General features: G+C 47.4%; 21 protein-coding genes. 4 read left to right on the top strand and 17 right to left on the bottom strand.

Translation table 11 applies throughout. The features are described from left to right. Positions 1 to 4: 4 nt before the first annotated feature. Positions 5 to 601, bottom strand: a complete 597-nt coding sequence (locus SPK40_RS15645; protein WP_248142723.1) for a porin family protein — start codon at positions 599 to 601, stop codon at positions 5 to 7. Positions 602 to 1,334: 733 nt separating this feature from the next. Between SPK40_RS15645 and SPK40_RS15640 the strand changes: the two genes are divergently transcribed. The 3 genes from SPK40_RS15640 to SPK40_RS15630 are packed head-to-tail and all read left to right on the top strand — an operon-like array spanning position 1,335 to position 6,512. Beyond that, a complete protein-coding gene (locus SPK40_RS15640; protein WP_248142724.1) occupies positions 1,335 to 2,606 on the top strand; it encodes a type VI secretion system ImpA family N-terminal domain-containing protein in 1,272 nt (423 codons plus the stop codon). 21 nt (positions 2,607 to 2,627) lie between these two features. Then, complete coding sequence (gene tssM, locus SPK40_RS15635) at positions 2,628 to 6,023, top strand: type VI secretion system membrane subunit TssM (RefSeq protein WP_330961086.1); 3,396 nt, start codon at positions 2,628 to 2,630, stop codon at positions 6,021 to 6,023. A 36-nt stretch (positions 6,024 to 6,059) separates the two neighbouring features. Further along, on the top strand, positions 6,060 to 6,512 hold the full coding sequence (locus SPK40_RS15630; protein WP_371929434.1) for an Lrp/AsnC family transcriptional regulator: 453 nt from the start codon (positions 6,060 to 6,062) through the stop codon (positions 6,510 to 6,512). Between the two features lie 104 nt (positions 6,513 to 6,616). Here SPK40_RS15630 and tssG read toward each other — a convergent pair whose 3' ends face one another. From tssG to SPK40_RS15590, 8 genes are all read right to left on the bottom strand, one after another. Beyond that, a complete protein-coding gene (gene tssG, locus SPK40_RS15625; protein ID WP_330961085.1) occupies positions 6,617 to 7,615 on the bottom strand; it encodes a type VI secretion system baseplate subunit TssG in 999 nt (332 codons plus the stop codon). Next, positions 7,612 to 9,360 carry a type VI secretion system baseplate subunit TssF gene (gene tssF, locus SPK40_RS15620; protein ID WP_330961084.1) on the bottom strand — a complete coding sequence of 583 codons (1,749 nt, stop codon included), beginning with the start codon at positions 9,358 to 9,360 and terminating at the stop codon, positions 7,612 to 7,614. Before tssF ends, tssG begins: the two co-directional genes overlap by 4 nt. Before the next feature lie 11 nt (positions 9,361 to 9,371). Next, positions 9,372 to 9,782, bottom strand: a complete 411-nt coding sequence (tssE, locus tag SPK40_RS15615; RefSeq protein ID WP_248142729.1) for a type VI secretion system baseplate subunit TssE — start codon at positions 9,780 to 9,782, stop codon at positions 9,372 to 9,374. A 68-nt stretch (positions 9,783 to 9,850) separates the two neighbouring features. Continuing rightward, positions 9,851 to 11,329 (bottom strand): type VI secretion system contractile sheath large subunit, encoded by a 1,479-nt coding sequence (gene tssC / locus SPK40_RS15610; protein ID WP_248142730.1) that lies wholly within the window; start codon positions 11,327 to 11,329, stop codon positions 9,851 to 9,853. A gap of 11 nt (positions 11,330 to 11,340) precedes the next feature. After that, entirely contained in the window at positions 11,341 to 11,838 is a 498-nt protein-coding gene (gene tssB, locus SPK40_RS15605; protein ID WP_248142731.1) for a type VI secretion system contractile sheath small subunit, read from the bottom strand. Between the two features lie 27 nt (positions 11,839 to 11,865). Then, positions 11,866 to 13,392, bottom strand: coding sequence for a type VI secretion system protein TssA (gene tssA / locus SPK40_RS15600; protein ID WP_330961083.1), 1,527 nt, complete (start codon positions 13,390 to 13,392; stop codon positions 11,866 to 11,868). After that, entirely contained in the window at positions 13,389 to 15,377 is a 1,989-nt protein-coding gene (locus tag SPK40_RS15595) for a serine/threonine protein kinase (RefSeq protein WP_330961082.1), read from the bottom strand. The genes tssA and SPK40_RS15595 overlap by 4 nt, the downstream gene beginning before the upstream one ends. Before the next feature lie 455 nt (positions 15,378 to 15,832). Then, positions 15,833 to 16,255 carry an organic hydroperoxide resistance protein gene (locus SPK40_RS15590; protein ID WP_248143344.1) on the bottom strand — a complete coding sequence of 141 codons (423 nt, stop codon included), beginning with the start codon at positions 16,253 to 16,255 and terminating at the stop codon, positions 15,833 to 15,835. A 486-nt stretch (positions 16,256 to 16,741) separates the two neighbouring features. Between SPK40_RS15590 and SPK40_RS15585 the strand changes: the two genes are divergently transcribed. Further along, on the top strand, positions 16,742 to 17,188 hold the full coding sequence (locus tag SPK40_RS15585) for a DUF3429 domain-containing protein (RefSeq protein ID WP_330961190.1): 447 nt from the start codon (positions 16,742 to 16,744) through the stop codon (positions 17,186 to 17,188). 80 nt (positions 17,189 to 17,268) lie between these two features. On the opposite strand, the gene SPK40_RS15580 is transcribed toward SPK40_RS15585, so the two are convergent. The 8 genes from SPK40_RS15580 to SPK40_RS15545 form a co-directional block, all read right to left on the bottom strand. Continuing rightward, positions 17,269 to 18,657, bottom strand: a complete 1,389-nt coding sequence (locus SPK40_RS15580) for an FAD-binding oxidoreductase (protein ID WP_248142734.1) — start codon at positions 18,655 to 18,657, stop codon at positions 17,269 to 17,271. Between the two features lie 326 nt (positions 18,658 to 18,983). After that, positions 18,984 to 19,895: a hypothetical protein gene (locus SPK40_RS15575; RefSeq protein ID WP_330961081.1), complete on the bottom strand. Its 912-nt coding sequence runs from the start codon at positions 19,893 to 19,895 to the stop codon at positions 18,984 to 18,986. Next, on the bottom strand, positions 19,892 to 22,342 hold the full coding sequence (locus tag SPK40_RS15570) for a fimbria/pilus outer membrane usher protein (protein ID WP_330961080.1): 2,451 nt from the start codon (positions 22,340 to 22,342) through the stop codon (positions 19,892 to 19,894). The genes SPK40_RS15575 and SPK40_RS15570 overlap by 4 nt, the downstream gene beginning before the upstream one ends. After that, a complete protein-coding gene (locus SPK40_RS15565) occupies positions 22,339 to 23,055 on the bottom strand; it encodes a fimbria/pilus periplasmic chaperone (RefSeq protein ID WP_330961079.1) in 717 nt (238 codons plus the stop codon). Before SPK40_RS15565 ends, SPK40_RS15570 begins: the two co-directional genes overlap by 4 nt. Positions 23,056 to 23,072: 17 nt before the next feature. Next, on the bottom strand, positions 23,073 to 23,777 hold the full coding sequence (locus SPK40_RS15560; protein ID WP_248142738.1) for a hypothetical protein: 705 nt from the start codon (positions 23,775 to 23,777) through the stop codon (positions 23,073 to 23,075). A 61-nt stretch (positions 23,778 to 23,838) separates the two neighbouring features. After that, the gene (locus tag SPK40_RS15555; protein ID WP_248142739.1) at positions 23,839 to 24,387 is read right to left on the bottom strand and encodes a hypothetical protein; all 549 of its coding nucleotides are present in this window, start codon (positions 24,385 to 24,387) and stop codon (positions 23,839 to 23,841) included. A gap of 100 nt (positions 24,388 to 24,487) precedes the next feature. Beyond that, positions 24,488 to 24,961, bottom strand: a complete 474-nt coding sequence (locus SPK40_RS15550) for a hypothetical protein (RefSeq protein ID WP_330961078.1) — start codon at positions 24,959 to 24,961, stop codon at positions 24,488 to 24,490. A gap of 272 nt (positions 24,962 to 25,233) precedes the next feature. Then, positions 25,234 to 25,887: a LuxR C-terminal-related transcriptional regulator gene (locus tag SPK40_RS15545; RefSeq protein ID WP_248142741.1), complete on the bottom strand. Its 654-nt coding sequence runs from the start codon at positions 25,885 to 25,887 to the stop codon at positions 25,234 to 25,236. Positions 25,888 to 25,949: the final 62 nt, after the last annotated feature.

Below are 25,949 nucleotides of genomic sequence, written 5' to 3'. Positions count from 1 at the left end.
AAAATCAAAAAAGAAACGATAAGGAAAATTCAACGCCGCCCAAGCCATTATTGACGGGAATGATCAGCGTTGCCTGAGGTACCAACTGCAAATGTGCATCAGGATTACTGCCAATTTTCAGGACGGTCCCTGCATTGAGCAACAACCCAGCCTCAAAGGCATTATTGTCCTGCAGCTGGGTGCCATATTTGAACTCATCGGAATCGACATACCAGCGCTCTGAATACTCACTGTATGCCAGTGAGATACCCGCCCCGATATAAGGCGTTAACCAGCTGGTGACGGGAAACGCATACTGAGGCAATACCCTGAATTCATAATTGTCCACTTCCTGATAGATACCATTCTGGGGTGCAGGAATATTGTCGGAGAGATAATTCAGGCCAAACCACCAGCGCCAGCGTGCGCTGTTATCATCAATGGGCCGGGTATGCACAAGCCCCCATCGCATACTTTGGTTTTCACCTGACTCGCCCTCTTCGGCACTTGAAGTGAAATCATAATAAGCAGCCGTGACACCAAAACGCTCGCCTTTGGATAAAGCCGGAGCAGAAAGTATCAAACCGATGAATAAACAGACTGAATGTTGAAGACGATTCATAATGTTCGCGTTCACTAAATTAAAAACATCTGAAAGATAAACGCATGAAATAATGAATTCAAGGGCTCAATTGGGCCGTCATGAAATTCAGTTAATTTAACTATGGATATTTTCATTTTGACTGAGATTGTTGTCGATTTAACACCCACTTCGCATCCGGAAATGAGCTCATTCAAAACTGATAAAGAAATTATGGTTTTTAATTAATGTGAAATTATTCCCAAAACACTCAAGTTGTTAACATTAAATATAAGCTCTCACATATGGAACAAAAGTCACAATAATATTTTACCTCTTCAAAAACAAGGATTTAATTAAGACACAAAATGCCTTTTCACTTTGTCAGAGGAATGTCAAAAACAAAGAAAACACAAAATAAAACCAATAAAAACAAACAGATAATCCATTATCATTATATCTTTTGTGATCTTAAGCCAGTAAACAAATCATCCACTTAGTTTCGTATGCCCGTTATGCTTAAAATATTCTCAATTCAAGGGGTTTCCGTGAAAATGAACCTCGATATTTTAAAATGGACTGCATAAAGCGACAAAACGCCTGTAGCAGAATGATGGAACAATTTTAAATACGAAAGGTATTAACAAAAAGACAAATTTTTCCGCCTTATAATTTAGTATCTACTAATAAATTAAACTTTAAGTAAGCGATTGGAAAAGGACTATCCAAACGTAAAACTTTCAGTTTCTATTACTTTTGAAGTTGGCTATTTACCATGAAATTCACTGATATTGCACTCAGGCCAATATCGGCGCAGTCGCCCGTTGGCCAGGATCCACGTACACTGGATCTGTTTTCTGATCTCAAAAGAAATGTAAACCGGCTGAGTAGTTTTGTATCCCCTGCACCATGGAAGGAGATCTATTCTACGGCCGAAACACTGTTAACCTCACACAGCAAAGACTTTCGGTGTGCGAGCTACTATTGCGTTGCTGCCTGCCGCATCGATGGCTTAAAAGGTGCCGTCGTCGGCTTAAATGTGCTGAACGATCTAAGCATTGTGTACTGGCATTCGGCTTTTCCAAGTGCCGACAAACCCAATGCCCGGGTTCAGTCTTTTGACTGGGTTGCTGAACAGCTTCCCACTGCGCTGAAAAAAATCAAAGTCAGCCTGAAAGACCTGGCGCTGGTTGAGGCCGGACATCGCTTTGCACTCAGTCTGGAACAGGAACTGCAACACCAGCTGGGCAAGCAGGCACCATCGCTGGGGCCTGTACGCAAACAATTCACCGAGTGGAAAGATCACCTCGAAGAACTGGCTGAGAAAGAAGAATCCCGCCAGCGTAAAGGTACTGCGCAGCCACTAGCTGAAACAGCCGAAGAGGCAACACCGGCGCAGGACACAGCGAAAGAAACTGAAACCAAACCCAGACTTCCCGCCTGGTGTTACTGGCTTGCAACTGTATTTATCCTGGGATGTCTTGTGTTTTCAATTGCTGCTGTTCGTCAGTATCTGTATCAGCGAGATATCCCGGCGGCTTCTGCAGTGCAGCTGGAGAAGATCACCTCAAAATTGATCCATGCGGAGCCATACTTCAAAAACCGCCTGAAGGAGGAAGTACTGACCCGTACCAGTGAACTGATGCAGGACTGGACCGCCTATCCTGAACGTGTTTACAACCATCAGGTGCTGGAAGCACTGGCGAATCATGTGAATTCACTTTATCCGGATTCCATTGCGGCTAAAACTGCGGTGTCTCAGTACCAAGCAGGAAAAACAGCACTGGCCAGTGACTATCAGGCCATAAACGACCAGTTCAAACGTGCACGGACGATTATTGCCAACGCCGCTTTAGTCGACGAAAGCGACAATATCACCGCGGCCTATAAATTTAGTAATACTCTTTTTCCGTTTCTTGGTCGCCTTGATTATTTGGAGAAAGGTCACATTGAGCGTGAGGATATTATCAAAGCGCAAAAAACGCTCAGCGCTTACCAATACCGCCTGATGGAAATATCAAACCAATTCGAACAACAAAACCAATAACAAAAACTGGCAGGTTATATCTTGATTAAAACACTCAAAACACCGAGGGTATTTATTATACTCTCTGCTGTGCTGCTCTCTGTATTGTACGGCTTATTCTCTTATTTCGTGATGGACTTACCTTTCAGTCATTATCTGACTTGGGGTCCGATTGCCCTGGTCTGTACAGCGGCGATCATCGTTTTGATCGGTTACGAGGTCAAAAAACGTAAGTCACGTTCAAACAGCGATATTGAAACCGAAGAAGAGACGCTGAAAGGTCTGCTTGCCTCTTTGCTGAAAGGGTCCAGTCATAAGCCAATCTACCTGATGCTTGGTAATAAAAAATCAGGGAAAACGTCTCTGCTGACCAGTTCGCATGCGATCAAACCCATTGATCAGAAAAACACACTCCAGACGGATTATTTCCTCTGGTACGAATCTGATCAGGCGATTTTTATCAAGCCAGCTCCCCGTTTGATCTATCAGGACACATCCAATACCGACCAGATGCTCTGGAAAGCATTTCTGGATAAAATCATCAGCATCAAGCCAAGAAAGCCTTTCGCTGGCTGTCTGTATGTGGTTGATCTGGAATTTCTGATCACGCAGGAAGATACACAGCGTGAATATATTCTGGATATCATCAATACCCGCCTGAGTGATATTACAGAAAGAACCTACAGCGCCCTGCCTGCGTATGTGTTCCTGTCGAAAATTGATAAGCTGAAAGGCTTCAAGGAATTCGTTTCACTCAGCCCGCTGAAAGCCCAGTTAGAACACCTGACGATTTCTCTGAAAGATGCCAAGGGCACAATCAACGACATCTTCGACAATGGTTTTTATGCCATTCTGAGCAAGATGGAGCAGAGCACACTGGACTGTGCCGCCATGGAACGTTCTCTGATCAACAACAGTGCGCTGGTCACTTTTCCGAAACAGTTCGAGCTCTGCCATGGTCTGGTCCGGGACACGCTGAATAAAGTGCGGCTGGAAAAAGACGGCTTCCATATGGTGGATCTCCGGGGCCTCTATTTCACTTCCAGTCATCAGGGTGGCCGGAAATACAACCTGCTGGCCAAAGGCTGCAGCAACCATTTCAATGTCCCGATGATTGCTTCCGAGCATGACCAGCTTTCGGAATCGCCGCTGTTCACCCGTTTTATTATTGATGAACAGGTGCTGCCAGAGGCCAACTTTGCCGGTGAGAACAAGCGACATCTCAAGCAACTGATCCGCAAAAGCCGGATGACAATGGCTGCCTGTGTCACTTTGCTGGGTGTAAGTGGTTACTATTTCCTGACAACCACCCAACAGAACATTTCGATCATTAACCAGCTACTCGATGTTTCAGAAAATCCGACAGAAGATGACGCTCAGGCCAACCTGAAAAGGCAGCTGGCGCTCACATCCAGCGGGATTCAGCCGTTGTATCAGGCCTGGGTCGATGCCAGCCGTTTGCTGGATGAGAAAATCATTGATATCAATGTCGATAAACTCGACAAAACCACTCAGATTGCTTATCGCCATCTGCTGGACAGTATTCATCTGCAACTGATGCCCCTGATTGAAAAGCATATCAGTCAGGAACTGGCACAGAGCCGTCTGTCTCATCAGGAGAAACTGCACCTGCTGAAGACGTATCTGATGCTGAGCGAAAGTGATAAACGCGATTACAGCTTTTTGCTGAAATCGATCTCCAGAATTGTTGCTGATGATTTTGGTACAGACGGCAGTTACGCCAACATCAAAGATTATCTGGCAGTTTATTTCAAAACCAATTTCCCGTCGCACAACATTAACTGGGATCTGGTGCGGACCACACGCCGTGAGCTGCTGTCTCAGTCGAAAGTTGATATTGCTTACAGCCAGATTCTGAACAGCGGCCGGGACGCAGACCTTGGTCAGCTCAGTATTCCAAGAGCAATCGGTTTTAACTTTGGTGAAATTTTCGACATGGAGAAAAATCACCAGGATGAACTGAACATCAACAAGATTTATACCGCTACCGGTTTTACAACCTTCTACCGCCCGCTGTCTGAATCACTGTCGCAAGACCTGATTGCCGATAACTGGGTGCTGGGGCTGTCGAATAATACCCAGCCGTCGGAAGAAGAACTGAAAGCATTTCAGGCGAAAGTTCGCCGTAAATATACCGATGACTACATTAACATCTGGCGGACGGCCATCAGTGATCTGCGCTTTAAGCAATTCGACAATATCGTCGATATGACCAATGCCATCGACATTATGTCCGGCCCGGCATCACCGCTGAGTACGATCCTGAATCTGCTGTATACCAATACAAAATATTCGCCGGATACGTCTGCACTGGCACAGCTTGCGCCGAAAGATCAGCGTCTCAACCAGGCAGTTGATGCATTGAAAGCTACGGCAGAGAAAGCCATTGAGCCGGATTACGAATTGATGAACCGGGTAGAAAAAACCTTTGCCGTCATCAATAACCTGCAGACCAGTGAAACAGAAAATTCTCAGGCCCCCTGGGATCAAGTCATCAGTTCGCTCAGTAACCTCCGGGCTTACCTGAAGCAAATTACGGATGCCCCGAATGTGCAGCAGGCAGCTCTGGCGGCAGCGAAAGCCCGGATGCGTGAAACGGATGCGGATCCAATTGTCCGCCTGAAACAAATCGCACAGAAAACACCGGAGCCGGTGAAAAGCTGGCTGAACGAAATTGCCCATCAGGCCTGGGCCACACTGCTGACCGAGTCAGAGCTGGGGATTCAGGAACTGTGGACCAGTAACGTTTACAGCAAATTTGCCCTGGTCGGACAGAATAAGTATCCGTTCAGCAAGCAGGCAGAAACAGAGATCTCACTGACCGATTTCGAAGAGTTCTTTGCCGCACAGGGCACGATGGACGGCTTTATTAAAGATAATCTTTCTCCGTTTTACGACACCAACCTGTGGCAGGCGAAGCGTGTCGACGGTGAAACCCTGCGACTGTCGCAGGAAATGATCACCCAGATGAAGAACTATACGATGATCAAAAACGTCTTGTTTGATCCGACCTCGAACAAGTTCAACATTGATTTCAGTTCGCGCTTCATCGATCTGGATTCCAGCGCCATTCGTGCGAGTCTGGATTTCGGGGGTGAGTCACTGGATTACTACCACGGTCCGGCAAAAAGTAAGCAGTTTGCCTGGCCACCGGCAAGTAATGAGTTTTTCGTGAACGTAAACATTCAGGACATTACATCAAGCGGAGAACAACACAGAATCGCAAAAGAGGGATTTTGGTCTATCTTCCGGCTGTTGAACGAAGCACAACTCGAGCCAACATCCGATGGTGGATTCAATGCTGACATTCTTGTCTCAGGGCGTCATATGACGGTGAAAGTCAAACCGTCAAATTCTAATAACCCATTCCTGCTGCAAGAATTATACAACTTCTCTGTCCCAGAACAGATTCAGTAAGTTGGTAGCCTAGGTTAATCAAAGTCGAGAATAAAGATAATGAGTACTTTACATAGCAACACCGTAGACCGGATTGATAGGAAGATATTGTCGAGTCTGCTGATTAACGGACGAGAATCTATCGCGAATATGGCCCGCAGTGTGGGCCTTTCACGAACCGCAGTGGCTGAACGCATTTCCCGTATGGAGAAATCCGGTGTCATTGAAGGGTATACGGCGAAAATCGGGACACAAAAAAGCGCCAACCTGACCAGCTGCTACCTGCTGATTAAATGTAAAAATGGCTGGAAAAAGAAAGTGTGTGACAGCCTGAGAGAGATCCCTGAAATCAAGACCATCAGTGTCGTTGGCGGCGGGTTCGATATTATTACGCTGCTGGAAGCTTCTTCATTACATGTCATGAATGAGTTGTGTGATGAAGCCGAGAATATTCCGGGTATCAAAGAGCTGCATACAACCGTCGTATTCCACAGCCCGATCTGCCGGTAAGTGCCATCCCGGCAAACGTTCGCGTTTGGTGAGATTTGACGAAAAAAACCACGACACCCGACTGCCCCTTCAACGCCGGCAGCCGGGTGTCGCTGTATCCATACTCAGACAGCGCCAATGACGACAACCGTCTGCTTGTCACCCTGCACATTGCCCAGCCAGCTGACCTGACCAAGCCGGTTTGCCCCCTGCGCACCCAACACGCTGGCAGGCAGATCGTCGTTCATCACTTCCATTTTTAAATCCCAGGCCATCGGGTCGCGCAAGACGAAACGCATCAGTTCCTTCAGCAAAATATTCCCCTGCTCGCCGGGTAAAAAGTGGCAGTATTCCTCAAAACTCAGATCATGAAACACCAGGTTAAACTTCCCGGTAATATCGATCAGATGGTCACCCAGGTGATAATCGCGCCCGAGAACGCAATTCACATGCCCCAGACTGTTCAGTTGTGAGGGCGCAATTTTGACTCTGCGCGGCACCCACTGCTCAATGCTGACTTTTTTCAGATTAAAGCAGTGCGCCACCACGCCGGAAACCAGATTGGGTGACCGGGTTCTGGAGGACAGCTGGCCGATATAAGACAGCAGTTTTGCCCTGTCGAAATGAAAGTCACTTTCGTCACTGAGTTCAGAGGATATCCCAACCAGGTTAAACAGATTGCGGGACAACGGATCGACGGCACCGGATTCGTAACGCACATGGTATCTGTACTTTTTCCATATCCGGTAAAGGTGCGATAAATAACGGTGATGAAAGAAGTCGAAGAAATCTTTGACCGGATTATCCTCGCCGTCTCTGCCGGCCAGCTTCTCCGTGTATGCGGTTGGCAGCGGCGAACCGGTCCCGTGCAGTCCGCCGAAGTTCACTGTCAGGCTGGGCACCTCACGGTGACTCCATTGCACAGTTTCAAACTGCGCGATATCAGCGCGCGGAAATCCGAGTTCAGGAGAAATACGAAAGCGAAGAAACTCCTCAGACTGCGTTTTCGCCAGACCGGCCGATTTAAACTGTGCCGGCTCCTGCTTCCTGGCATTCGCTTCAAGCAGATAAACAGCCTGAAAAAAAGCAAACTCATGGCTGGCTTGTTGTATCTTGTCGATCATATCACTGCCTGCTTACCCTGATTGCCATTCCATCGGTAGATTTCACCGGTTTTGACATCCACGACTTCCAGCTCAGAAAAAGAATTGATACTGGAATACAGCGAGAAAAACTCATTCAGAATCGACACCAGCAAATACATGTCCCCTTCATTGGCAAACATGGAGGAATCCATTTGCAGCTCAATCAAATTCCCGCGAATAGGAAGCCCGCGGAAGATCCGCTCGACCGGCTTCATACTAATGGCTTTAATCCCGTTTAACCGGTTGGCCGAGGCCCGCTGAGACTGACGGTCACTGCGCGAGTGGAAATCGTAAATACTCAGCATCATTTTCAGCACATCGGCATCAATCAACGACAAATAATTGAGCGACATATTGGCAATCAGCTGCCAGTGCAGGCTGCTGTCAATCTGCGGGCTGACAGACACCGTCGGTTTTGTCAGGTTTTTAAAGTCCGCATAGTTCGTTGATTTGTGCGTGGTAAAAGCAATATCACCCGGTGCCAGACGCTGCGGCAATTTACCATTGGTACAGGTCAGCTTGATGAGCACAGTTTCCGTCTCAAGATTCGCCACTCCGGCGTTATGATCAAAGAAGGAAATGTAATGAGACAACCCTTTTCCGGAAACATGTTCCGCCACTTTGACATTGTAGTAATGCTGCTGGCTGTCAATTCCCAGCTGGTGTTCAAAGGATTCAAACGGCAGGTAATCGACCTGACGGCGGTTTTCCTGACTCCAGCCCCGTACCTGATTCACGGAATAAACCTCATGATTTTGCTGTCTCGTGGACTGAGGCCGGATCCGGTATTCAGTTCGCTTGTGATCCAGACGAATCGGGTCCGCATCCATCTCGAACAGGTTGGCAACGGGCGTACAGAACAACCGCAGGTTCTTCTCGCGAATGGTGACTTCCGAAGGCAGAGACCGGGAGAAATTAAACACCAGACTCATGGTGTTCTGATTCGGTACCCCTTTGAGCCATTCCAGTCCTTCAACATCAAAGAACATGAATTTATCAGGCATTGAGAAATACTCCTGAACCAGACGGTAACCGGAAAATGAATTCGGACCATATGGCAGCAGAGCTTCATCATCGGCAAAACCCACTTTCTTAATGCAGGATGCAGGCAGCCGTTTACTTCCGCCACCCGCCAGCTGCACATCAACACTGTCCAGGTACCGGAACAGCCACAAATACAAAATCCGGGAAACGTGCAGCTCCCCGTGAATATGGAAACGCAGGGTGTCTAACCCAATCCGTGATAGCTCTGAGCCGCTGTCTGTCGACAGTGTCACATTCAGGTGGCTGTTCGATCGTGTGTTTTGCTGTGTGACCGAGTTAATTTCCAGCGGAAACAGGTCAACATCGTAACAGGTCCGGAAAACACATTGCGTGTCATCCACTTGCCTGCTGGCCATTTCATGCCCGCGCGTAATCGTCGTCTTTTGCGACAGACTCCCCGCATGGTGGCTGAACTGAGCAATACACATCGAAGGCACTGAACGCAAATAGTGCGGCCAAAGCAGAGCGATCAGGGATTGAGTCAGTTCCGGAAGTTCATCATCCAGCTTCTGACGCAGCTTACCATTCAGAAAAGCGAAACCTTCCAGCAGACGTTCAACATCCGGGTCGTTACTGCTTTCTGAGAGAAATTTGGTTAATTGCGGGTGACTTTTTGAAAACTCGGAACCCGCTTCTTTGAGAAACGAGAGCTCGTCCTGGAAATACTTGCTATAGGTCATGTTCGTCGTCTCTAAACAGAAAACTTACCGTCGACACCCACGGATAAGTCGATATTCATCATGGTTTTCTTATCGTTATGCAGCACTTCTCCGCTGACAGCAAAATTCAGCTGCAGTGGGTTGTCCACATGGGGGATATACCGGACAACAACGGCGGATAAACGGGGTTCATATTTCTCAATCGTGCTTTTCACACTGTTTCTGATTTCTCTGACAATATTCGATTTGTCCGCCAGGACATCGTTAAAGTCAGGCAGCCCGTAATCGTTGGCAATCATGGCATTACCCGTGTGGGTATTGAGCAAATCTGCAAGGTGATTGTGAATTGATTCAATCAGGTGCTGCGTCGAGCCCACAGCATCGTAACTGTTTTTGGGTTCCCCCAGCTCGATCCGTTCCAGTAACCGGTAACCTTTATCCATAAATCATATCGAGCGGCCTGCTGGCGGATAAGCGAGATGCTTACCTGACAGCGACCGCTCGCCTTCAATTAGTTCTGATCCAGTTTGCCGACCAGAGACAGCTCAAAGCTTGCGCCCATGTATTTGAAGTGCGGACGAACCGCCAGAGAAACACGGTACCAGCCCGGATCGCCTTCAACATCGGAAACTTCAACTCTTGCAGCACGCAGCGGACGGCGGCCACGAACTTCTGCTGGTGGATTCTCCTGATCAGACACGTACTGACGGATCCACTTGTTCAGTTCAATTTCCAGGTCGGTACGCTCTTTCCACGAACCAATCTGCTCGCGCTGCAGCACTTTCAGGTAGTGCGCCAGGCGGTTGATGATGAACATATACGGCAGCTGAGTGCCCAGCTTGTAGTTGGTTTCTGCATCTTTGCCTTCCGGAGAATTTCCGAAGAACTTCGGCTTCTGAACCGAGTTAGCAGAGAAGAATGCCGCGTTGTCAGAACCTTTACGCATGGTCAGGGCAATAAAGCCTTCTTCCGCCAGTTCAAATTCACGACGGTCAGAAACCAGCACTTCAGTTGGGATCTTGGTTTCAATGCGGCCCATGGACTCAAAGTTATGAACCGGCAGATCGTTCACCGTACCACCGCTCTGAGGACCGATGATGTTCGGACACCAGCGGAATTTCGCGAATGAGTCGGAAATACGTGAAGCCAGTGCGTACGCCGAGTTACCCCACAGATAATGGTCGTGGCTCGCAGACACATTCTCGTTGTAATCAAATGCTTTGATTGGGTTATCTGCAACCGAGTACGGAGAACGCAGCATGAAGCCCGTGGTACACAGACCCAGGTAACGGGAATCTTCGTGTTCACGCAGACCACGCCACTTGGTGTACTGCGGGCCTTCGAAGACCGACTTCAGATCTTTCAGGTTTGGCAGCTCTTCATAGCTGTCGACACCGAAGAACTGAGGACCCGCCGACGTGATGAACGGCGCATGAGACATCGCACCCACGTTTGCCATGTATTCCATCAGCTTGATGTCCGGTGATGCAGCCGTCATCTTGAAATCACAGATCACAGCACCAACCGGTTTACCACCGAACTGACCGTATTCACGGGTATAAATTTGCTTATACAGACCCGATTTCACCACTTCCGGTGCATCATCAAAGTCATCAAGCACTTCATTTTTCTTCGCAGAAATCACTTCGATCTGGATGTTTTCACGGAAATCCGTCTGATCAACCAGATACTTCAGGCCACGCCATGAAGATTCAATCGCCTGCAATTCTTCTGCGTGCAGAATTTCATCAACCTGTGCAGACAGTTTCTGATCGATTTCAGCAATCATCAGATCAACCAGCGACTGGTCAACTTTGTCAGAGATGTTTTTGCTCAGCAGTTCAGAAATGAACGCTTCCACACCACGTTTCGCCACATCAAAACCATCTTCTGATGGCTTCAGACGGGTTTCATTTAAAATACTGTCTAACAGAGAACCGGATTCAACCAGTTGTGCATCCTGTTCCGGTGTCATTGCTTCAGTTGTCATTCGGCACCTGCTTATTCTTCGTTGTTCGTATTGATGCTCAGTTCGCTGAGCAGTTTATTGCGTGAATCTTCATCCTGCAGCACCTGCGCAATGCGCTTACGGAAAGCAGGTACGTTCCCCAGCGGACCTTTCAGTGCCACCAGTGCTTCACGAAGTTCCAGCAGACTGCCCAGTTCCGGGACCTGACGGGCAATCGCTTCCGGAGAGAAGTCCTTCATATTTTTGAAGGTCAGATCAACACCCAGTTGTGCGCCTTCTTCATCGCTCAGACGGTTGGCTACATTCACTTTAACGTTCGGTGCATGCGCACTCAGCACATCGTTGAAGTTGTCTTTGTCGATATTGATCGGATCACGATCTTCAATCGGTGTTTCATTGTCGCGGCCGGTGAAATCACCCACGACCATCATACTCAGGGGCAGCTCTACCTCTTCCTGGGCATCGCCGGTAGCGGGTACGTATCGGATATTAATTCGCTCTTTCGGAGCGACTGAACCATCTTTAGACATAACTTGTCCTTACTTAGCAGCTATATGTTAATGAACGGCTTTCAGCCATTCTCTGTACTTGCCGGGAAAGGCTTCTTCCCGTGAATAAATTTGAGTCAGTGTTGAAGACAGTAACTGCTCCAGTTCTGCATCCAGATGCGGTTCCCAGTAACTCAAATGAACCCGTTCTCTTTCTGGCCAGATGACTTCCAGATGTGGCAGCGCCAGACTGTGAAGACCATTGTTGTGCAGTAATTTGGCCAGTTGCAGATGTAAGAGAAATCTGGCGCGCCCGGACTGAGCGGCATCCAGTTGAGAAGAGGCTGAAACCAGTAACTGACCCAGCTCAGCACCTTCCAGATTGTCGCCGTCCAGATCGCCCAGTAATTCAGACAACCCTTCACTGACTGCACTGCCGGAACCCGCAGGTGCCGCAGCCAGCCATTGTTTCGTTGCCTCGTCGGCAAATGGGGTTGCGTCATCAAATGACAGGGATTCCACGCCTTCCAGGCGGGAGATAAAACGACGTGTCTCTTCACGGACAGCCTCGGCTGCCTGAACAAACGCCATCTGCTTCAGCATCTCCGAAATCAGACGGTGTCCGGTCAGCCAGAACGGCGTATTGCGAAGACTTTTCTCCAGGCGGCGATAATGTTCATCCACAGCTTTGGCTGACAGCGCCGCCTCATAATCACTGATGGTGTCCTGGCTCACCGGCAGACGCAGCGGTGTTTTTCCGTCACCGTCATGTGGCGGCAACTCATCCACGGCCATCCAGGTCAGATACCGGCCAACCTGATAAGCCAGCGGCATTGCCGGGTCCTGGTGCAGCAGATGCTCAGCCATCTGTTCCAGCGATTTTTTATCGGTGTCACCACTCAGCGAGACACTCGGTGCCGCTGTCGGTCTGGATACCTGTGCAGCCGGTTTTGGCGGCGGCGCAACAGGTTCCGGCGCCGCTTCAGCTTGCTTCACAGGCTCTGCCGGTTTTTCTTTCGCAGCAGGCGCAGACTGTACTGCCGGTTTTGCCGGAGCGCCCATACTGCGGCTTTGGATTGCCAAAGCATCCCGGGCACTCACCATTGAGACATCCGACCCTTCGAATACCTCGCCCATCGAGAAGCCGATGTCCTGACACAGCGCCGAACTCGTATCCAGATCCTCGTAAGCCGGGTTCTTCAGTTTTGGCGCGACCAGCTCGATTTGCTTGTCCAGCCATTCAATGGCGCCATCCCGGGCTCTGGCCCGAGACGGATAAAGAGCAGACCCGAATTGCTCCAGAGCGGATTTCAGCAAGACCAGACCGGCTTTCAGGCCAGCACTGTCATAATGCTCGGCCCAGGCACGGGCGATGTACGCCATGGCTTTCAGATCTTTACTGTGCTGCAGCAGAACAATCTCGGCCTGCTTCTCCACTTCCATCCAGTCAACTGTTTCACCAAACAATGAGCCGAACTTCTTCACTTCAGCTTCCATCAGCTCATAGCAGAGCTCATAGCGGGCATCCTCACCCACAGGCTGGTCCGCGCTGATTGGAGACAACAGTGCATCCAGCCGAGTATTTAAATCACTCATGCTTCCCACTCCCAATCCGGTAAAACAATCGACGTTACATTTTTGGCATTGATACTCAGCGCACCGGCTTTGAATCTGGATTCACTCCCCTGCGCAATTTCTTCTTTCAGCTGTGCTTTCACCTGCTCCAATCGTTCCGGCGCAAACGTCTTCACGTCCTGATACGCCTGCTGAATAATGCTTTTATCCACGACTAAATCTGAGTGGAGCGACTGCTGGAGAATGTATTCCCCGCGGCGCGCATACAGTAAGGCACTCATCCGGCGGATATCCTTGCTTTCCGGGAATACTTCCTGTGCACTTTCGATCAGGCTGGAGGCATCTTTGAACTTGCTTTCATCCATCAGGACAGAAACGCGCGACAGTACCTTCACGACCGTCTCATAACGGACTTCGTGCGAATAGTAGTAAGCCTGAGCCGTGGCCTTCTGCCAGGCCGATTCAAACGCTTTCCGGGCAAACACCGCATCGCCGACCTCCAGCAAATTCAGGGCTTCCTCAGGCGTGACTGCATTTTCACTGTATAAACTTTCGTTTTGCAGGAGCGCATTGATCCTTGCCTGAGCACTGGAGAGCTGTTTTTCAATGTGCACACTGTCGCCCGGCTGTCCGCCCTGCATCAAACGCCGAATGGTGATCAGTTCATTTTTGACCGCATTCAGTTCTTCACGGCGTGTCGTCTCAGCCTGACGCTCATCCTCAAACACCGGACTCAGGTGCTGATACAGCTGCTTTTCACGTTCCGACTTTTTCCGGTCATAGGCTTCAACCACAGAGACCGCCGTTTTCGAAAGCTCTGGTGTCTCAGATGTAAACTCATTCAGAAACTGGTAGGTAAACCAGGACGTATCATCCGGCTGGAAGATCTGGCCGTCGTAGGTGAAACTGGCTGACTGAACCGGCGTTCCTGAATTCATATCGAACGCAAAAGAAAAAACATTGCGAAGCACCAGGAAAGCAACCAACACCAAAGTGGCGCCAATCAGGGTAATTTCCAGCGACTTCCAGCCCTCAATGGCACTGAATGCATGGACCTTTTTCTTACTCAGAACCAGATCGGCATTTCGCATGTTGCTGAAAATCGGTGCATTCGACAGCGGTGTATCCGTATCAATCTGACCCAGCACCTGCGCAAACTGAATCGGCGAATAGCCGTGATAACGGGGTTTGGTGATCACGGTTTTAATAGCTTTCCATGCATGCGGCGGAATCACCACCGGCCGCTTCTGGCCCTGAATAACCATGCCGATATCTGCACTGGCAGTTACCCCGAGGAACAGGCAATAGGCCATCACAGCCAGTGAATAAACATCATCTTCAGGTTGTCCGACTCCGGTACGTACATAATCAGGCGAGGCGTAGTTCAGACTGGCCTCGACATATTCGTTACTTTCACCGACATATTGCGCAGCACCAAAATCAACCAGACGAACAGCATCGTCTGCGCCAATCAGCACATTCGAAGGCTTGATATCCAGATGACACACACCCTGGGTGTGGGCATAATCCAGCGCACCGGCCAGCTGATAAATCAGCCAGGCAATGTGATCTGCACGAAAGCCACCGTTATTGTGACGGCTGACTTTCTGGGCCAGATTCTCGCCACTGACCCACTCCATGAAAAAATAAGGGGTGGTAAATTCGTGGCCAACCTTAATGAATTTCACAACGTTCGGGTGCTGACAGACCTCAAGCTTTGTTGCTTCACTCAGTAATGCATTCTCTGCTGCTTCGTTTCCACGCTCGATGACGGACTTACAGCAAATGACTTTATTGGGATCATCTTTATCGGCCAGCTTGTACACAACCGTGCCGCGACCGGGCTTGGTCATTGTTTCGAGAATATCGAACCTAGCCCGCAGGCTTTCCTCAAGAGAAGGTTTGCTTGCAAGCTCCAATTCCTTTTGACGTTTCTTTTTTTTAATCAGCGCACGATGAATCACACTATCAATCGCAGACACTTTTTGATTATCAGACTCAGACAAAGGGAAATACCAGCCATAAAATGATTCGATGCGCTGAGTTTAGAATTCTCTTATAAAGCATTTCAATAGCCTATTTCAATTCCGACTTTTTGAGGGTAAAGAAAGTCATTTTGACTATAAGAAAGCTCATAACGAAACACACCCTCAAGCCACGCCAGCAAAGGGCTGAACGAAAACTCACAACTTTATTTGACCTTCCTCACAAATATTAATGGCGAGGCTAAGTCGTTTTTATATCAGCAGTTTTTTAATATCAAAAAAAACTGGAATTTAATATTTCCTCCGCATCGTCGCCTTATGTCTGAATGGCTCAAACTTAATAAAGTTAATTATAATTTACTTGCAGATATTTAAATAAAAAACATCTCTGACTCCGCCACCAGCCAAAATTAAAAACAAAACGTTGAAAACAAAAAAAGGGCTCAATTGAGCCCATTAAAATTATGAAATGTTCGTTATACGATCACGAGTTCAACACGAACATTGCCACGTGTCGCATTTGAGTAAGGGCAAACTTCATGCGCTTTTTCTGCCAACGCCCTGGCTTCATCCTTCTCCAGATCCGGCAGCGAAATATGTAACTCGACATCAATTGCAAAGCCAACGCCTTTCGGATTTTCACCAATCCCCACCTGCGCTGTCACGCTGGGCTCATTCGGTAATTTGATGCCATCCTGTGCCGCTACAAATTTCATTGCTCCGATGAAACAGGCAGAATAACCCGCCGCAAAGAGCTGTTCCGGATTCGTGCCGCTGCCGCCGGCTCCACCCAGCTCTTTCGGTGTGCTCAACTGCACTTTCAGTTTGCCGTCTTCAGTCTCCGAAGCACCGTCACGCCCGCCAGTAGATGTTGCTTTTGTGGAATACAGAACTTTCATCATATTTCTCCAGTCAGTAAATACTTGCTCTGGCAAGCTGCAATACCGGTTCGGATATGCCTGCCGTGTGTTACATACGCTTTTGCTCAGTGATTCTCGTTCTCTGCTGGTCTAACTGTAGCTGAGTCTTCATAGATTGGCGGAAGCTTCTGTCACGAAATCGGGCCAAGCTAGGCCGGAGCAATTTTCATAAAAAACGATGCCCGAAGAGAAGCATCAGCGCATCCTGCATCACGCGACTTTCGTCCGAACCAACAGCACAACCAGCCTTTGAAACCCATCACTATACGTTTCAAAGGCCCCGCCAATGCATGAAAAAACTGAATAGTCAGTATTCGGAGAATAAATACTTTCGGGTTTCCGGCTGTATCTGTTTCTTATGATGCCGAAACGGTCGCAACTGCGCATGAAACACTGACTGAAGCTATATTTATGAAGGAAAAATTATCCCGGATCAGCCGGTGATTCATCACCTGAGGACATATGATGCAAACACCTGACTCTCTGATGAAACAGCTTGGCTATCTCGGCCTGCTGCCTTTTCTGATCACCCTGATGCTGGCTATGACGGATATCAGGCTGTTCAACTTGTCCGGCCAACAGATGTTCATCGCCTACAGCGCCGTGATTCTGAGTTTTCTGTCCGGAATTTTATGGGGCAACGCCATTGATCATATGGCCCACAAACTCAGCCGGAATGCCCTGATTCTGAGCAATCTGTTTGTTCTGCTGGCCTGGGGCGCAATTTTGCAGGGCAATAAGCATAGCGTGACAGCAGCCGGACTCCTGGCACTGGGTTATCTGGCTGTCTGGTTTGCAGAAAAACTGATTCGGCAGACGGAAGGGGAAGAGAACCCCAAAGCATATCAGCCGATGCGAAGCCGACTGACTGCAGGCGTTATCCTGCTGCATGCGGTGTTGATGCTGACATAACAATGGCCGCAACACCTTGCTCAGTCAAAACAACCACTGAAAGCCCGCCAGATTTGGCGGGCTTTCACGTTAAAGACGCTTCAGCCGTCCGGATTAATATTCTGATTCATTCTGAAAAGGTTGTTGGGATCATATTTTTTCTTGAGCTCGACCAATCGTGCGTAGGTTTCACCATAAGCAAATTCAACGCGATCGCTCTCATCCTGCGTCAGGAAATTGATATAGGCACCGCCACTGGCGAAAGGTTTTGATTTCGAGAAAAACTCTCGCGCCCAGGAAATACAGGCTTCATCTTCTTCAGGTGTTTCCCAACGGCCATGAACATTCATCACATACCGTGCATCACGACTTGAATAGGCCATTGCATCCGCTGCCACCTGAGTTGTCTGCCCACCGATCGTACCGATAAATATCTCGCAATGGGGTGACGGCAGCTTTCCGGCGTATTCAATCAGAACATCTAAGGCGCCTTCAGATAAGTGGGTAAAGTTATGTGATTTCCAGTAGTTCCGGGCGCCCGGGGTTAACAGAGGATCAAAGGCCTGCTGCCAGGCACTATAAGGCTGCACACCGACATGCTCACCGTATGCCCTTCCGAAACTGCGTAAAGGCGCAATCAGTTTTTCACCTTCAGCCGGGTCACCGAAATAACACAAAGCCAGCGCGACGATTTCTTTACCGTGAACTGCTTCAGGCAGGAATGGCAGTGGTGGCGCCTTACGAGTGACCATCCAGACATTCAGTGCCTCCGGCATAGACTCCGTAAACTCAGCGAACTGAGTCAGCACTGACTTCGCCTGATCAAACGGAAAGACAATCAACCCGCTCAGCACATCAGGGCCGACCGGATGAAGCTGAAACTCAAAGCTAGTGACCACACCAAAATTACCGCCGCCGCCCCGCACACCCCAGAACAGATCGGCATTTTCAGTTTCACTGGCTTTCAGCTGGGTACCGTTCGCGGTAACAACATGGACTGAAAGTAAGTTGTCAATCGTCATGCCGTAAAGCCGACTCAGCCATCCAAAACCACCGCCCAACGTCAGACCGGCAATCCCGGTAGTCGAGTTGATTCCAAGCGGTGTCGCAAGAGCATGTTTTTGCACCGCAGCATCCACATCGCCAAGGGTGCAACCAGGTTCCACAACCGCCCTTTGTGTATTCGGATTCACATGCACAGCATTCATCAGGGACATGTCAATCATTAAGCCGCCGTCACAGACAGCGTTCCCGGCAATGTTGTGTCCTCCCCCACGGACAGACAGCAGGAGATCATGCTCACGCGCAAAATTGACCGCCTGCACAACACATTCCGCAGAAATACAGCGTGCAATGATGGCTGGTTTTCGATCAATCATTGCATTCCAGATCTGACGAACCTCATCGTAATCATCATCTGAGGGAAGAACAATTTTTCCCTGAAAGTGCTTTTTAAAGCTCTCAATGGATACGGCCTCTAGCTGGCTCATACCTGCCTCCAATTGTGTTTTTACCCGCGCTGCATCCACCGTGACGCTGTTCGGAATTGATCAGCTAAAGCAATCTGAAGTCATTATCTTCATCAGACGCAGACTTCACATAGGTCGCCCGAACGACGATTCAACACTTGATTCTGGTGCCGCAGACACACCTACGGGAGCCAGACCCGGCCCCTGTTCCTCAACCTTTTTATGAGTAAAACGCAAACGCCGGGCTGGTGCTGTCCCTTATTGAGACTGGAGGCAAGTTACTGAGGTTGATCGGCCCCGACAGGGCCGAATCCTTTACGATTGTCTTAAACAGACGGCAAGCGGGCCTAATGAACAAGCGATGGTGTCACGGTAATCGTAATGACATCTTCATATTGTCCGGCAGGTTTTGATCTGACATTTCCGATCCGGAACATCATCGAATACCGGTCTCCAACCGCGCTGGCCGGTTGCCTGAAACTCACGCTGTGTCCGCCTGCTGCCAAGGGTACGGAACGGTTGTTCACAAAAAAGTCGTAGTCCACATCCCACTTGGTATCCCCGGAACGGTGGCGAAGATGACCATAATTCTCAGACTGAAAATCAATGGAATAATCCGCCGTACTTTGAACCAGAAGCTGAGGGGCGATCTGAAGGGTTTTTCCCGTTTCCAGTTCACCAAAATCAACGGTGTACTGATGCCGGTCATTGGTTCCCCATAAGCTGATTTTTGCTGTTTTATTGACCCTGACTTGGAAGTCATGCTCCGTCTCGTCAAAAATATTGGTTCTGTTTAATGGGTATTCAACGGCCGTATAGTCAAACAGGTTCTGGTACTGTCCATGGGAAACATACTGCCCCGAAGCAAACCTGAGCTGATAGGAAAGTGTTCTTTTTTCTTTGGGCTTGAGGTTTCTGACCACAATGGCTAAACCATTTTCATAAATCGAAGCCGCATTTTTTGCCGCCAGAATCTGATATTCCAGCCGTTGTCCGCGCTGAGAGCCCGAAAAATAATTCTGCTTGGGCTGAATCAGCACCACGGTATCGCAGGTTAAATCACTGCTATTATTTTTAATATCAATAAGATGATTCTGAATCAGTGAAAAACTACCGGCTTCAAAAATGTCATAAATCACATTTTTGCCAGTGTTCTCCAGCCGAATGTTCTGCAGAGAAAGATTACAGTTCGGTGCAGCCCATGGACTGCCGGAAAATACAGCAAGGGCACACAACATCAAAAACGGTTTTAATTTCATCTTTTGACCCTTATATCACCCAATCGAATGATGTTGCCTGCATCATCAGGGATTGAAAGGTTAAATTCCTGCGGAGGTTTACTGTAGACACTGACCTTATAGCGGCCTGGTTTCAGTCCTGAAATGGCGAAGCGTCCTTTACTGTTCGTGAAAAAGTCTACCGCAGAAAAATCAGCATCATTCTGGTGGACGGCTTTACCTTCGGTTAACGGCACAGCTTTCCCTTCTGCATCATACAAATAACCCAGTGCTGTGATATTTGCATCAGAACCGATGGTTAAACTATAACTGCTGCCATGCTCCGGATTAATGTTGAATCCGCCTTCACCAAGGTCATAACCCACGGGTAAGTCCTCGACGTCATAGTCGATCCGCTGAGGACGGTAGGAAACGATATCCGGTAAAAGCATCGGGCCCATGAAATCAGAATGTACCGCATAACTGCCATCCACTTCCGGATTGACCATGACCGGACTTTCCCCCAGGGAATCATGGACCGAGATAATGGCAAAGGCATCACTGATCGGACGGCCGACCGCAACATGGCTGCCGGTGAATGCAACCGCACCTTGCAGGCCCAGACGGTTGACGGTTGAATACTCACCGTCAATATCAACCAGACTGTCGTGATCGAGGGTCAGCAGATAGCGATTCCCCGTATAGTTCGCCGATAGGCTGCCAACAAAATCTTCATCCTGGTTATTTTCAGCCAATGCAAAAACACCAACACCACCCACCGTACCGGTGTTCTGATTATAGCTATACCTGAGCTGGGAACGCTGATCGACCGAGTCATAGCTCGCGCTCATCTGATGATTGGGATTGAGCCATGAGCCAATCGGTATCGAGGTTGAGACAAAAAATCGCCACTCATCCGTATCCGGATCTTCATCATCTTCATAGGTGACGCGAATATTCCAGCTAGCCGGTGTATCAAACCAGACACCAGCCATCGACGGCGTCAGGGCATAGTCAAAATTATTCCCGTACAAATACCGTGCATTTGCAGACATGCCGACAGACAACCGGTCTGATAACAGATAGTTATAGAACACATCAAAACGATGCTCGACACCGTTCGGGTTTTCTACAAAATTATCAATGCTGCTGTCACTGATGGTCGTAAATTTCGATGTAAAATATTCATACTGTGCATTCAGCGTATGATCATCGGAATCAAAAAAAGCATCATATTTCAAACGTAAGGCAAATCCGGTGTCCAGCACCTGATGCTGGCTGACTGCCCCTTCCACGCCAAACAACCCCAGGTCTGTCCCAAACCCCGTTGTCGCACCGAGCTGGAGAATGTTCTTTCGTGCCTGAAAATTTAATCCTGCCGTCCAGGATTCTGTAATCCCGTAATCTCCCCCGACAGAAAAGATATAATCATCGGTTTCATATTCTAATTGATTGTCTGCAAGCTCGCTGTCGATCCCTAATGAGGCCGAATATTCATATTCCCCTGCAGCCAATAAGCTGATCCCGGTCGCGATACTAAAATTGATGACTTCTTGCCGTCCGGAAGGATCGGTGATCACCAATTGAATATTGTTGACCCCCGTCGTCAAAGGTAAGTCCCGGATATCGTAAGCGCCGGGAGCCAGACGAATACTGCGCATTAAGATACCGTCAATATACACATCGACAGATGACGTACGCTCCAGGACAAATTGCTGATTGGCTATCGGACGGACGTTTTTCGTTGGAATCACCCCAAAGTCACGGCTGATATTCAGCCCCAGAATGCTCTCGCCACTTTGAAATCCGAAAGCCCTGAATGACAAATCCCCCAGGGTAATCCGCGTTCCTTCATCAGGAAAGTCATAAGTGAGCTGGGATAATAAACGATAAAAATCCGTTTCACCGTCATCGAAGTCCAGTGAGAAATCATTAAACAGATTAAATTTCTGATAACGCAGACCTGTTTCTATCACATTGCTGGAGAACCAGTTATCTCCATTGGTTCCGCCGGTCAGATAACTGCCCGACAAGAAATAATTCACAAAGCCACTGATATCATCTGCCTGCGCAGCATTCCCAACCGCTTCATCATTCTGAAACAGATAAAGCCCGCTGTCTTTCAGTAACTCTTTCGGGATTGAAATTGTCGTTTCTAAAGTGGTTGAGCTGAGATCAACGTTAATCTGATGCGTTGCAAGCTCTGCACTGTTCACATACCCGTCTTTGACTGAAGTTTGAACTTTTGAAAATGCCTCTTCATTCAGCTTTTGCTTCAAAAAGGGTTCAAGCGTGTCGTACTTGATAAACAGCTCCTTTTTGGGGGTGACCTTTACCATGACTTCCCCTACGGATTGGCCGTAAAAGTTCAGCAGGCTGGTAAAAGTGATGACTCTGGGGGTGACCAGATCCGTAGCTGCACAGACATCGGACACCCTGAAAAACAGTGTCATGATCGCGATGAAGCATGCACAGAGTCTCAACCTCATGGCAACCTCTTCTCAAGTGTGACCTGCTCAAACTGCCGGCCAGAAAAGAGAATATTCGGCAAGTGAATTTCAGTTGCCTGCTTCGCCGGAATAAAAACATCGTAATCACTGCCGGCAATCTGTTCGCCGGTCAACACATAAGGTTTTGAGCTTTGATTCTTTTTGAACCGGAGGTTGTAATTACTTAATTTGGTATATTTGGTGCCGAGGTTATCAACCGTAAAATTGACAAGATTATCAGATTTGCTGACGTGAATTGGCTGGGTTGAAATATTTGCAACATGTTTGGTGCTGGATACATGCACAATCACATTGTAATTAATCAGAATCGAAATATTGTTTTGCTGTGCTCCAGTTTTCTGGCTGAGCGCTGACAGTTGCACGCTGTAGCTGCGAGATTGTTTCAGTGACTGGCCGCCAGCCCAAACCACCATAAATGACTGAATCTGACCGGGTTCAAGTTTGAAGGCTGGTGGCGTAACGATAATTTCATCACCATTGACTGGAGCGGCCACAAAGCCGCTCTTGTCAAAATTTAACGCCATCACTTGTGCATCAACCAGCTGGGTATTGGCAGAATTATTCCTGACCGTGACCTTGCTGCTTCGCATCGGAGAATCGGACTGGATTTCATGGACCAGCGGGCCAACTTCCAACGCATGGCATACACCGGCGACGCTACCGAACAAAAGCGCGATGAAAATCCATTTCATTCCCATTCCCCTGCAAGCTAATTCGTGTTTTTCACTTCAAGCGATAATTGCTTACTAATGACTATGTCTTTGTTTAACTTAAATGTAGTCTTGGTTGAGCTCAGTGGTGGAAAAAAAGTTGCATCGATGTGATTCGCAATTTCCTTGCCCGGAATTGTCACAGGACCCTTATCCGTCTGAATCACCCAATCCGCTTTGGTTGCCCAGCCATGTTTATTACCGGCATTCTCAATCAGGACTTCCCACTTCCCATTGCCTAACGATTTGGCACTGGCAAGTTGCAGGTCAGAAATCGCCTTATTCGGAGCAACAGTGACCACAGCATCATAACTGACAGCCATAGAAACCAGACTTCCGTCCGTTTGTTCAGTTTGACTGTTTTCCGTCATCACCTGATTAAACTGAATGACATAAGCTTTAGAACGCGATAAATCCGGCTCGCCAAGATATCTCACCATCACCGCCTGGCTGCTGCCTGGTTGAATCATTGCTGTGTCTGGCAGAATCAGAATATCTTCGTCTGCAGGGACTGCATGATAGGCGCCGTCCTTCCACTCTAACTGCAGCGGGACAACTTCGACCTGTAATGGTGTTTCAAACTGATTCGAAACAACAAATTTCTGCTGTGCTTTGCTGCCTGATGCGCCAATTTCCACAGTGACCGGCATAATACCGAAGGCAAAGCATTTAAAAGAGAGCAACAACAAAACGAGCCAACGCATACATCCTCCTTTTGAAAAAAGTGGGAGCAATGCTCCCACTGATTTTCAAGCCATGACGGTATTAGTAGTATTTCACTGGCGTTACTTTGAAGTAAGCCGTATCAAATTTATAACCAGGTTTTACTTTCTTGAAGTCATATGGTTTGCTTTGAATCACGATATTCAGGTAATCGCCCATGAAGTTGTTCGCAAACATCTGATAACCTTTGTGACCATCAGCGTTTGTATCAAATTGGTAGCCACCAGATTTGATAACGTAATCGACATCTTCATCACCGTAGTGATCATGGAGACCTTTCAGACCGTCGTTCATTGTTCTGACCTGAACATCTGCTTTACGTGTGTTACAGTAAATGCGCAGTTTTTTAGGCTGAGATGTCGTTGAGTGCCATGCATTCAATTTACCCAGGTTGACATAGTCATGGCCTTCGAATGAACAGAAGCATTTTTCTTCAACCTCTGCGATAATTTTCAAATCACACACATCACCATTACAGCTTCTTCCATCCTGTGGTCCACGAGGACCGTGTGAACTTTCACCAGCACTCACAGACATAGACAGAGAAGAAAGAACGATTACAGCTGCTGCAGATAACATGAACTTTTTCATAACATACTCCATAACTGCTAATTACATACATTAAGGATATTTTATTGTTTTTTACTGCTTTGAAATTATGAATACTCAATGGATACAGCACATTCAGCATTCATAAAAAACTTTTTGGATATAAATTTATTTTCAGTGTTTCCTGATAATGCCCAGACATTTCAAGCTTATCAATCAAACTGACCTTTATCTCTCCTCTGCTTTCGAAAGGAATTTTTTCCACATTCACAATCTTTGAGTTGATAACACTTTTCTCGCTATCACCGTAAATGCTTACTCCGGCCTTTGGAATATCCAAAGCGTAGTGATATCGAACCAAGTAATTCCCGTTTTTCAACCCACCATTCTGTGATGAAACTGAAATATCAAATGGTGAGTTACAGTAAAACTTAAAAGCTACAATTTTTGTTTCACTCTTAGACAAATCAATCAGGTCTGATATGTTATAAATACTGCATTTCTGACTGATTTTACCCTTCAAGTTCAATTTTACCGCTTCACCGGACATCGCTGTTGAAGATATTAAGCAAAGCAACAAAACCAACTTATTTTTATGAATTTTGATGTTTGCCATCTTCCCCACACCATCTCCCGTTCGCTTATTTTTATTTTAGATCGTTGTTCCCGAAACAAAGTATGAGAAAAGTATGATTTAAACCTGAACAAATAACGACCAAACCTAACAAACTGATTCATAAACAATTCACATCAAATATAAAGTTCGAAGTGATTTACACGTTAAAAATAAACTTTAAAATCAATAAATTAAAAATCAATCATTTGATACAAACAGAATTACAGACATAAAAAAAGGGAGACAAGCTCCCTTATTAAAAAACAAAAAAACTAATATTCAAACAATAATTGCTCTCGTGCCCAATCCCGGGCTTGCCTTCTATTTTTCACATCAATTTTCTTGAATGCATTATACAAATGCGTTTTCACTGTACTTTCACTCACAAATAAAGATTCTGCAATTTTTGCATTACTTTCTCCCTGAATGATTAACTTCAAAATATCTTCTTCTCTCTTCGTTAAACTCAGCGCTTTCCTTTCTCGTTTCTGTGCCTCAAAGTTTCCCTGGTTACGATAAGAGGCAATGAGGTCTGCCATGACCTTCCGCGTAAACCAAAATTCACCGGAAGCAACTGTACTTAATCCTTCCAGCCAATGATGATAGCTGACATCCTGAGTCAGTACGCCGCAGCACTGAGGCCATTTTAAGACGTAGCGAAAATCATAATGGTCGCCCACATTAAACAAAACAATTTTATCTGGCCGTAGCCAGTGACTTTGAATCAGATGATAAATTGTCATTATTTCAGATGCTTGCGTATCAACAATCAGGATGACCTTCCCTTGATTTACAAGAGGTTCCAATTGCTGAACATCGCTGATTTGTAACAGCTCAAATCCACCACTTTTTCTCAATACATTACAGAGTGCATCGCAATGAATGCTTTTATCTGAAAACATCACTAACTGAGGATGACGACTCATGACTGCTTTCCTATATCACTCAATCCCTGTAATTATCTACCTGACAAATAAATACAGATATC

Source organism: Photobacterium sp. 53610 (genome assembly GCF_036409375.1).
GTDB lineage: Bacteria > Pseudomonadota > Gammaproteobacteria > Enterobacterales > Vibrionaceae > Photobacterium.
The sequence above is the reverse complement of the archived record's forward strand: the minus strand, read 5'-3'. Positions and strand labels throughout refer to the sequence as shown.

Bases quoted from the DNA above. Each gene is read 5' to 3' on its own strand.
- SPK40_RS15645 (WP_248142723.1), bottom strand. From the start codon at position 601: ATGAATCGTCTTCAACATTCAGTCTGTTTATTCATCGGTTTGATACTT.
- SPK40_RS15640 (WP_248142724.1), top strand. From the start codon at position 1,335: ATGAAATTCACTGATATTGCACTCAGGCCAATATCGGCGCAGTCGCCC.
- tssG (WP_330961085.1), bottom strand. From the start codon at position 7,615: ATGATCGACAAGATACAACAAGCCAGCCATGAGTTTGCTTTTTTTCAG.
- tssF (WP_330961084.1), bottom strand. From the start codon at position 9,360: ATGACCTATAGCAAGTATTTCCAGGACGAGCTCTCGTTTCTCAAAGAA.
- tssE (WP_248142729.1), bottom strand. From the start codon at position 9,782: ATGGATAAAGGTTACCGGTTACTGGAACGGATCGAGCTGGGGGAACCC.
- tssC (WP_248142730.1), bottom strand. From the start codon at position 11,329: ATGACAACTGAAGCAATGACACCGGAACAGGATGCACAACTGGTTGAA.
- tssB (WP_248142731.1), bottom strand. From the start codon at position 11,838: ATGTCTAAAGATGGTTCAGTCGCTCCGAAAGAGCGAATTAATATCCGA.
- tssA (WP_330961083.1), bottom strand. From the start codon at position 13,392: ATGAGTGATTTAAATACTCGGCTGGATGCACTGTTGTCTCCAATCAGC.
- SPK40_RS15590 (WP_248143344.1), bottom strand. From the start codon at position 16,255: ATGAAAGTTCTGTATTCCACAAAAGCAACATCTACTGGCGGGCGTGAC.
- SPK40_RS15585 (WP_330961190.1), top strand. From the start codon at position 16,742: ATGCAAACACCTGACTCTCTGATGAAACAGCTTGGCTATCTCGGCCTG.
- SPK40_RS15580 (WP_248142734.1), bottom strand. From the start codon at position 18,657: ATGAGCCAGCTAGAGGCCGTATCCATTGAGAGCTTTAAAAAGCACTTT.
- SPK40_RS15575 (WP_330961081.1), bottom strand. From the start codon at position 19,895: ATGAAATTAAAACCGTTTTTGATGTTGTGTGCCCTTGCTGTATTTTCC.
- SPK40_RS15570 (WP_330961080.1), bottom strand. From the start codon at position 22,342: ATGAGGTTGAGACTCTGTGCATGCTTCATCGCGATCATGACACTGTTT.
- SPK40_RS15565 (WP_330961079.1), bottom strand. From the start codon at position 23,055: ATGAAATGGATTTTCATCGCGCTTTTGTTCGGTAGCGTCGCCGGTGTA.
- SPK40_RS15560 (WP_248142738.1), bottom strand. From the start codon at position 23,777: ATGCGTTGGCTCGTTTTGTTGTTGCTCTCTTTTAAATGCTTTGCCTTC.
- SPK40_RS15555 (WP_248142739.1), bottom strand. From the start codon at position 24,387: ATGAAAAAGTTCATGTTATCTGCAGCAGCTGTAATCGTTCTTTCTTCT.
- SPK40_RS15550 (WP_330961078.1), bottom strand. From the start codon at position 24,961: ATGGCAAACATCAAAATTCATAAAAATAAGTTGGTTTTGTTGCTTTGC.
- SPK40_RS15545 (WP_248142741.1), bottom strand. From the start codon at position 25,887: ATGAGTCGTCATCCTCAGTTAGTGATGTTTTCAGATAAAAGCATTCAT.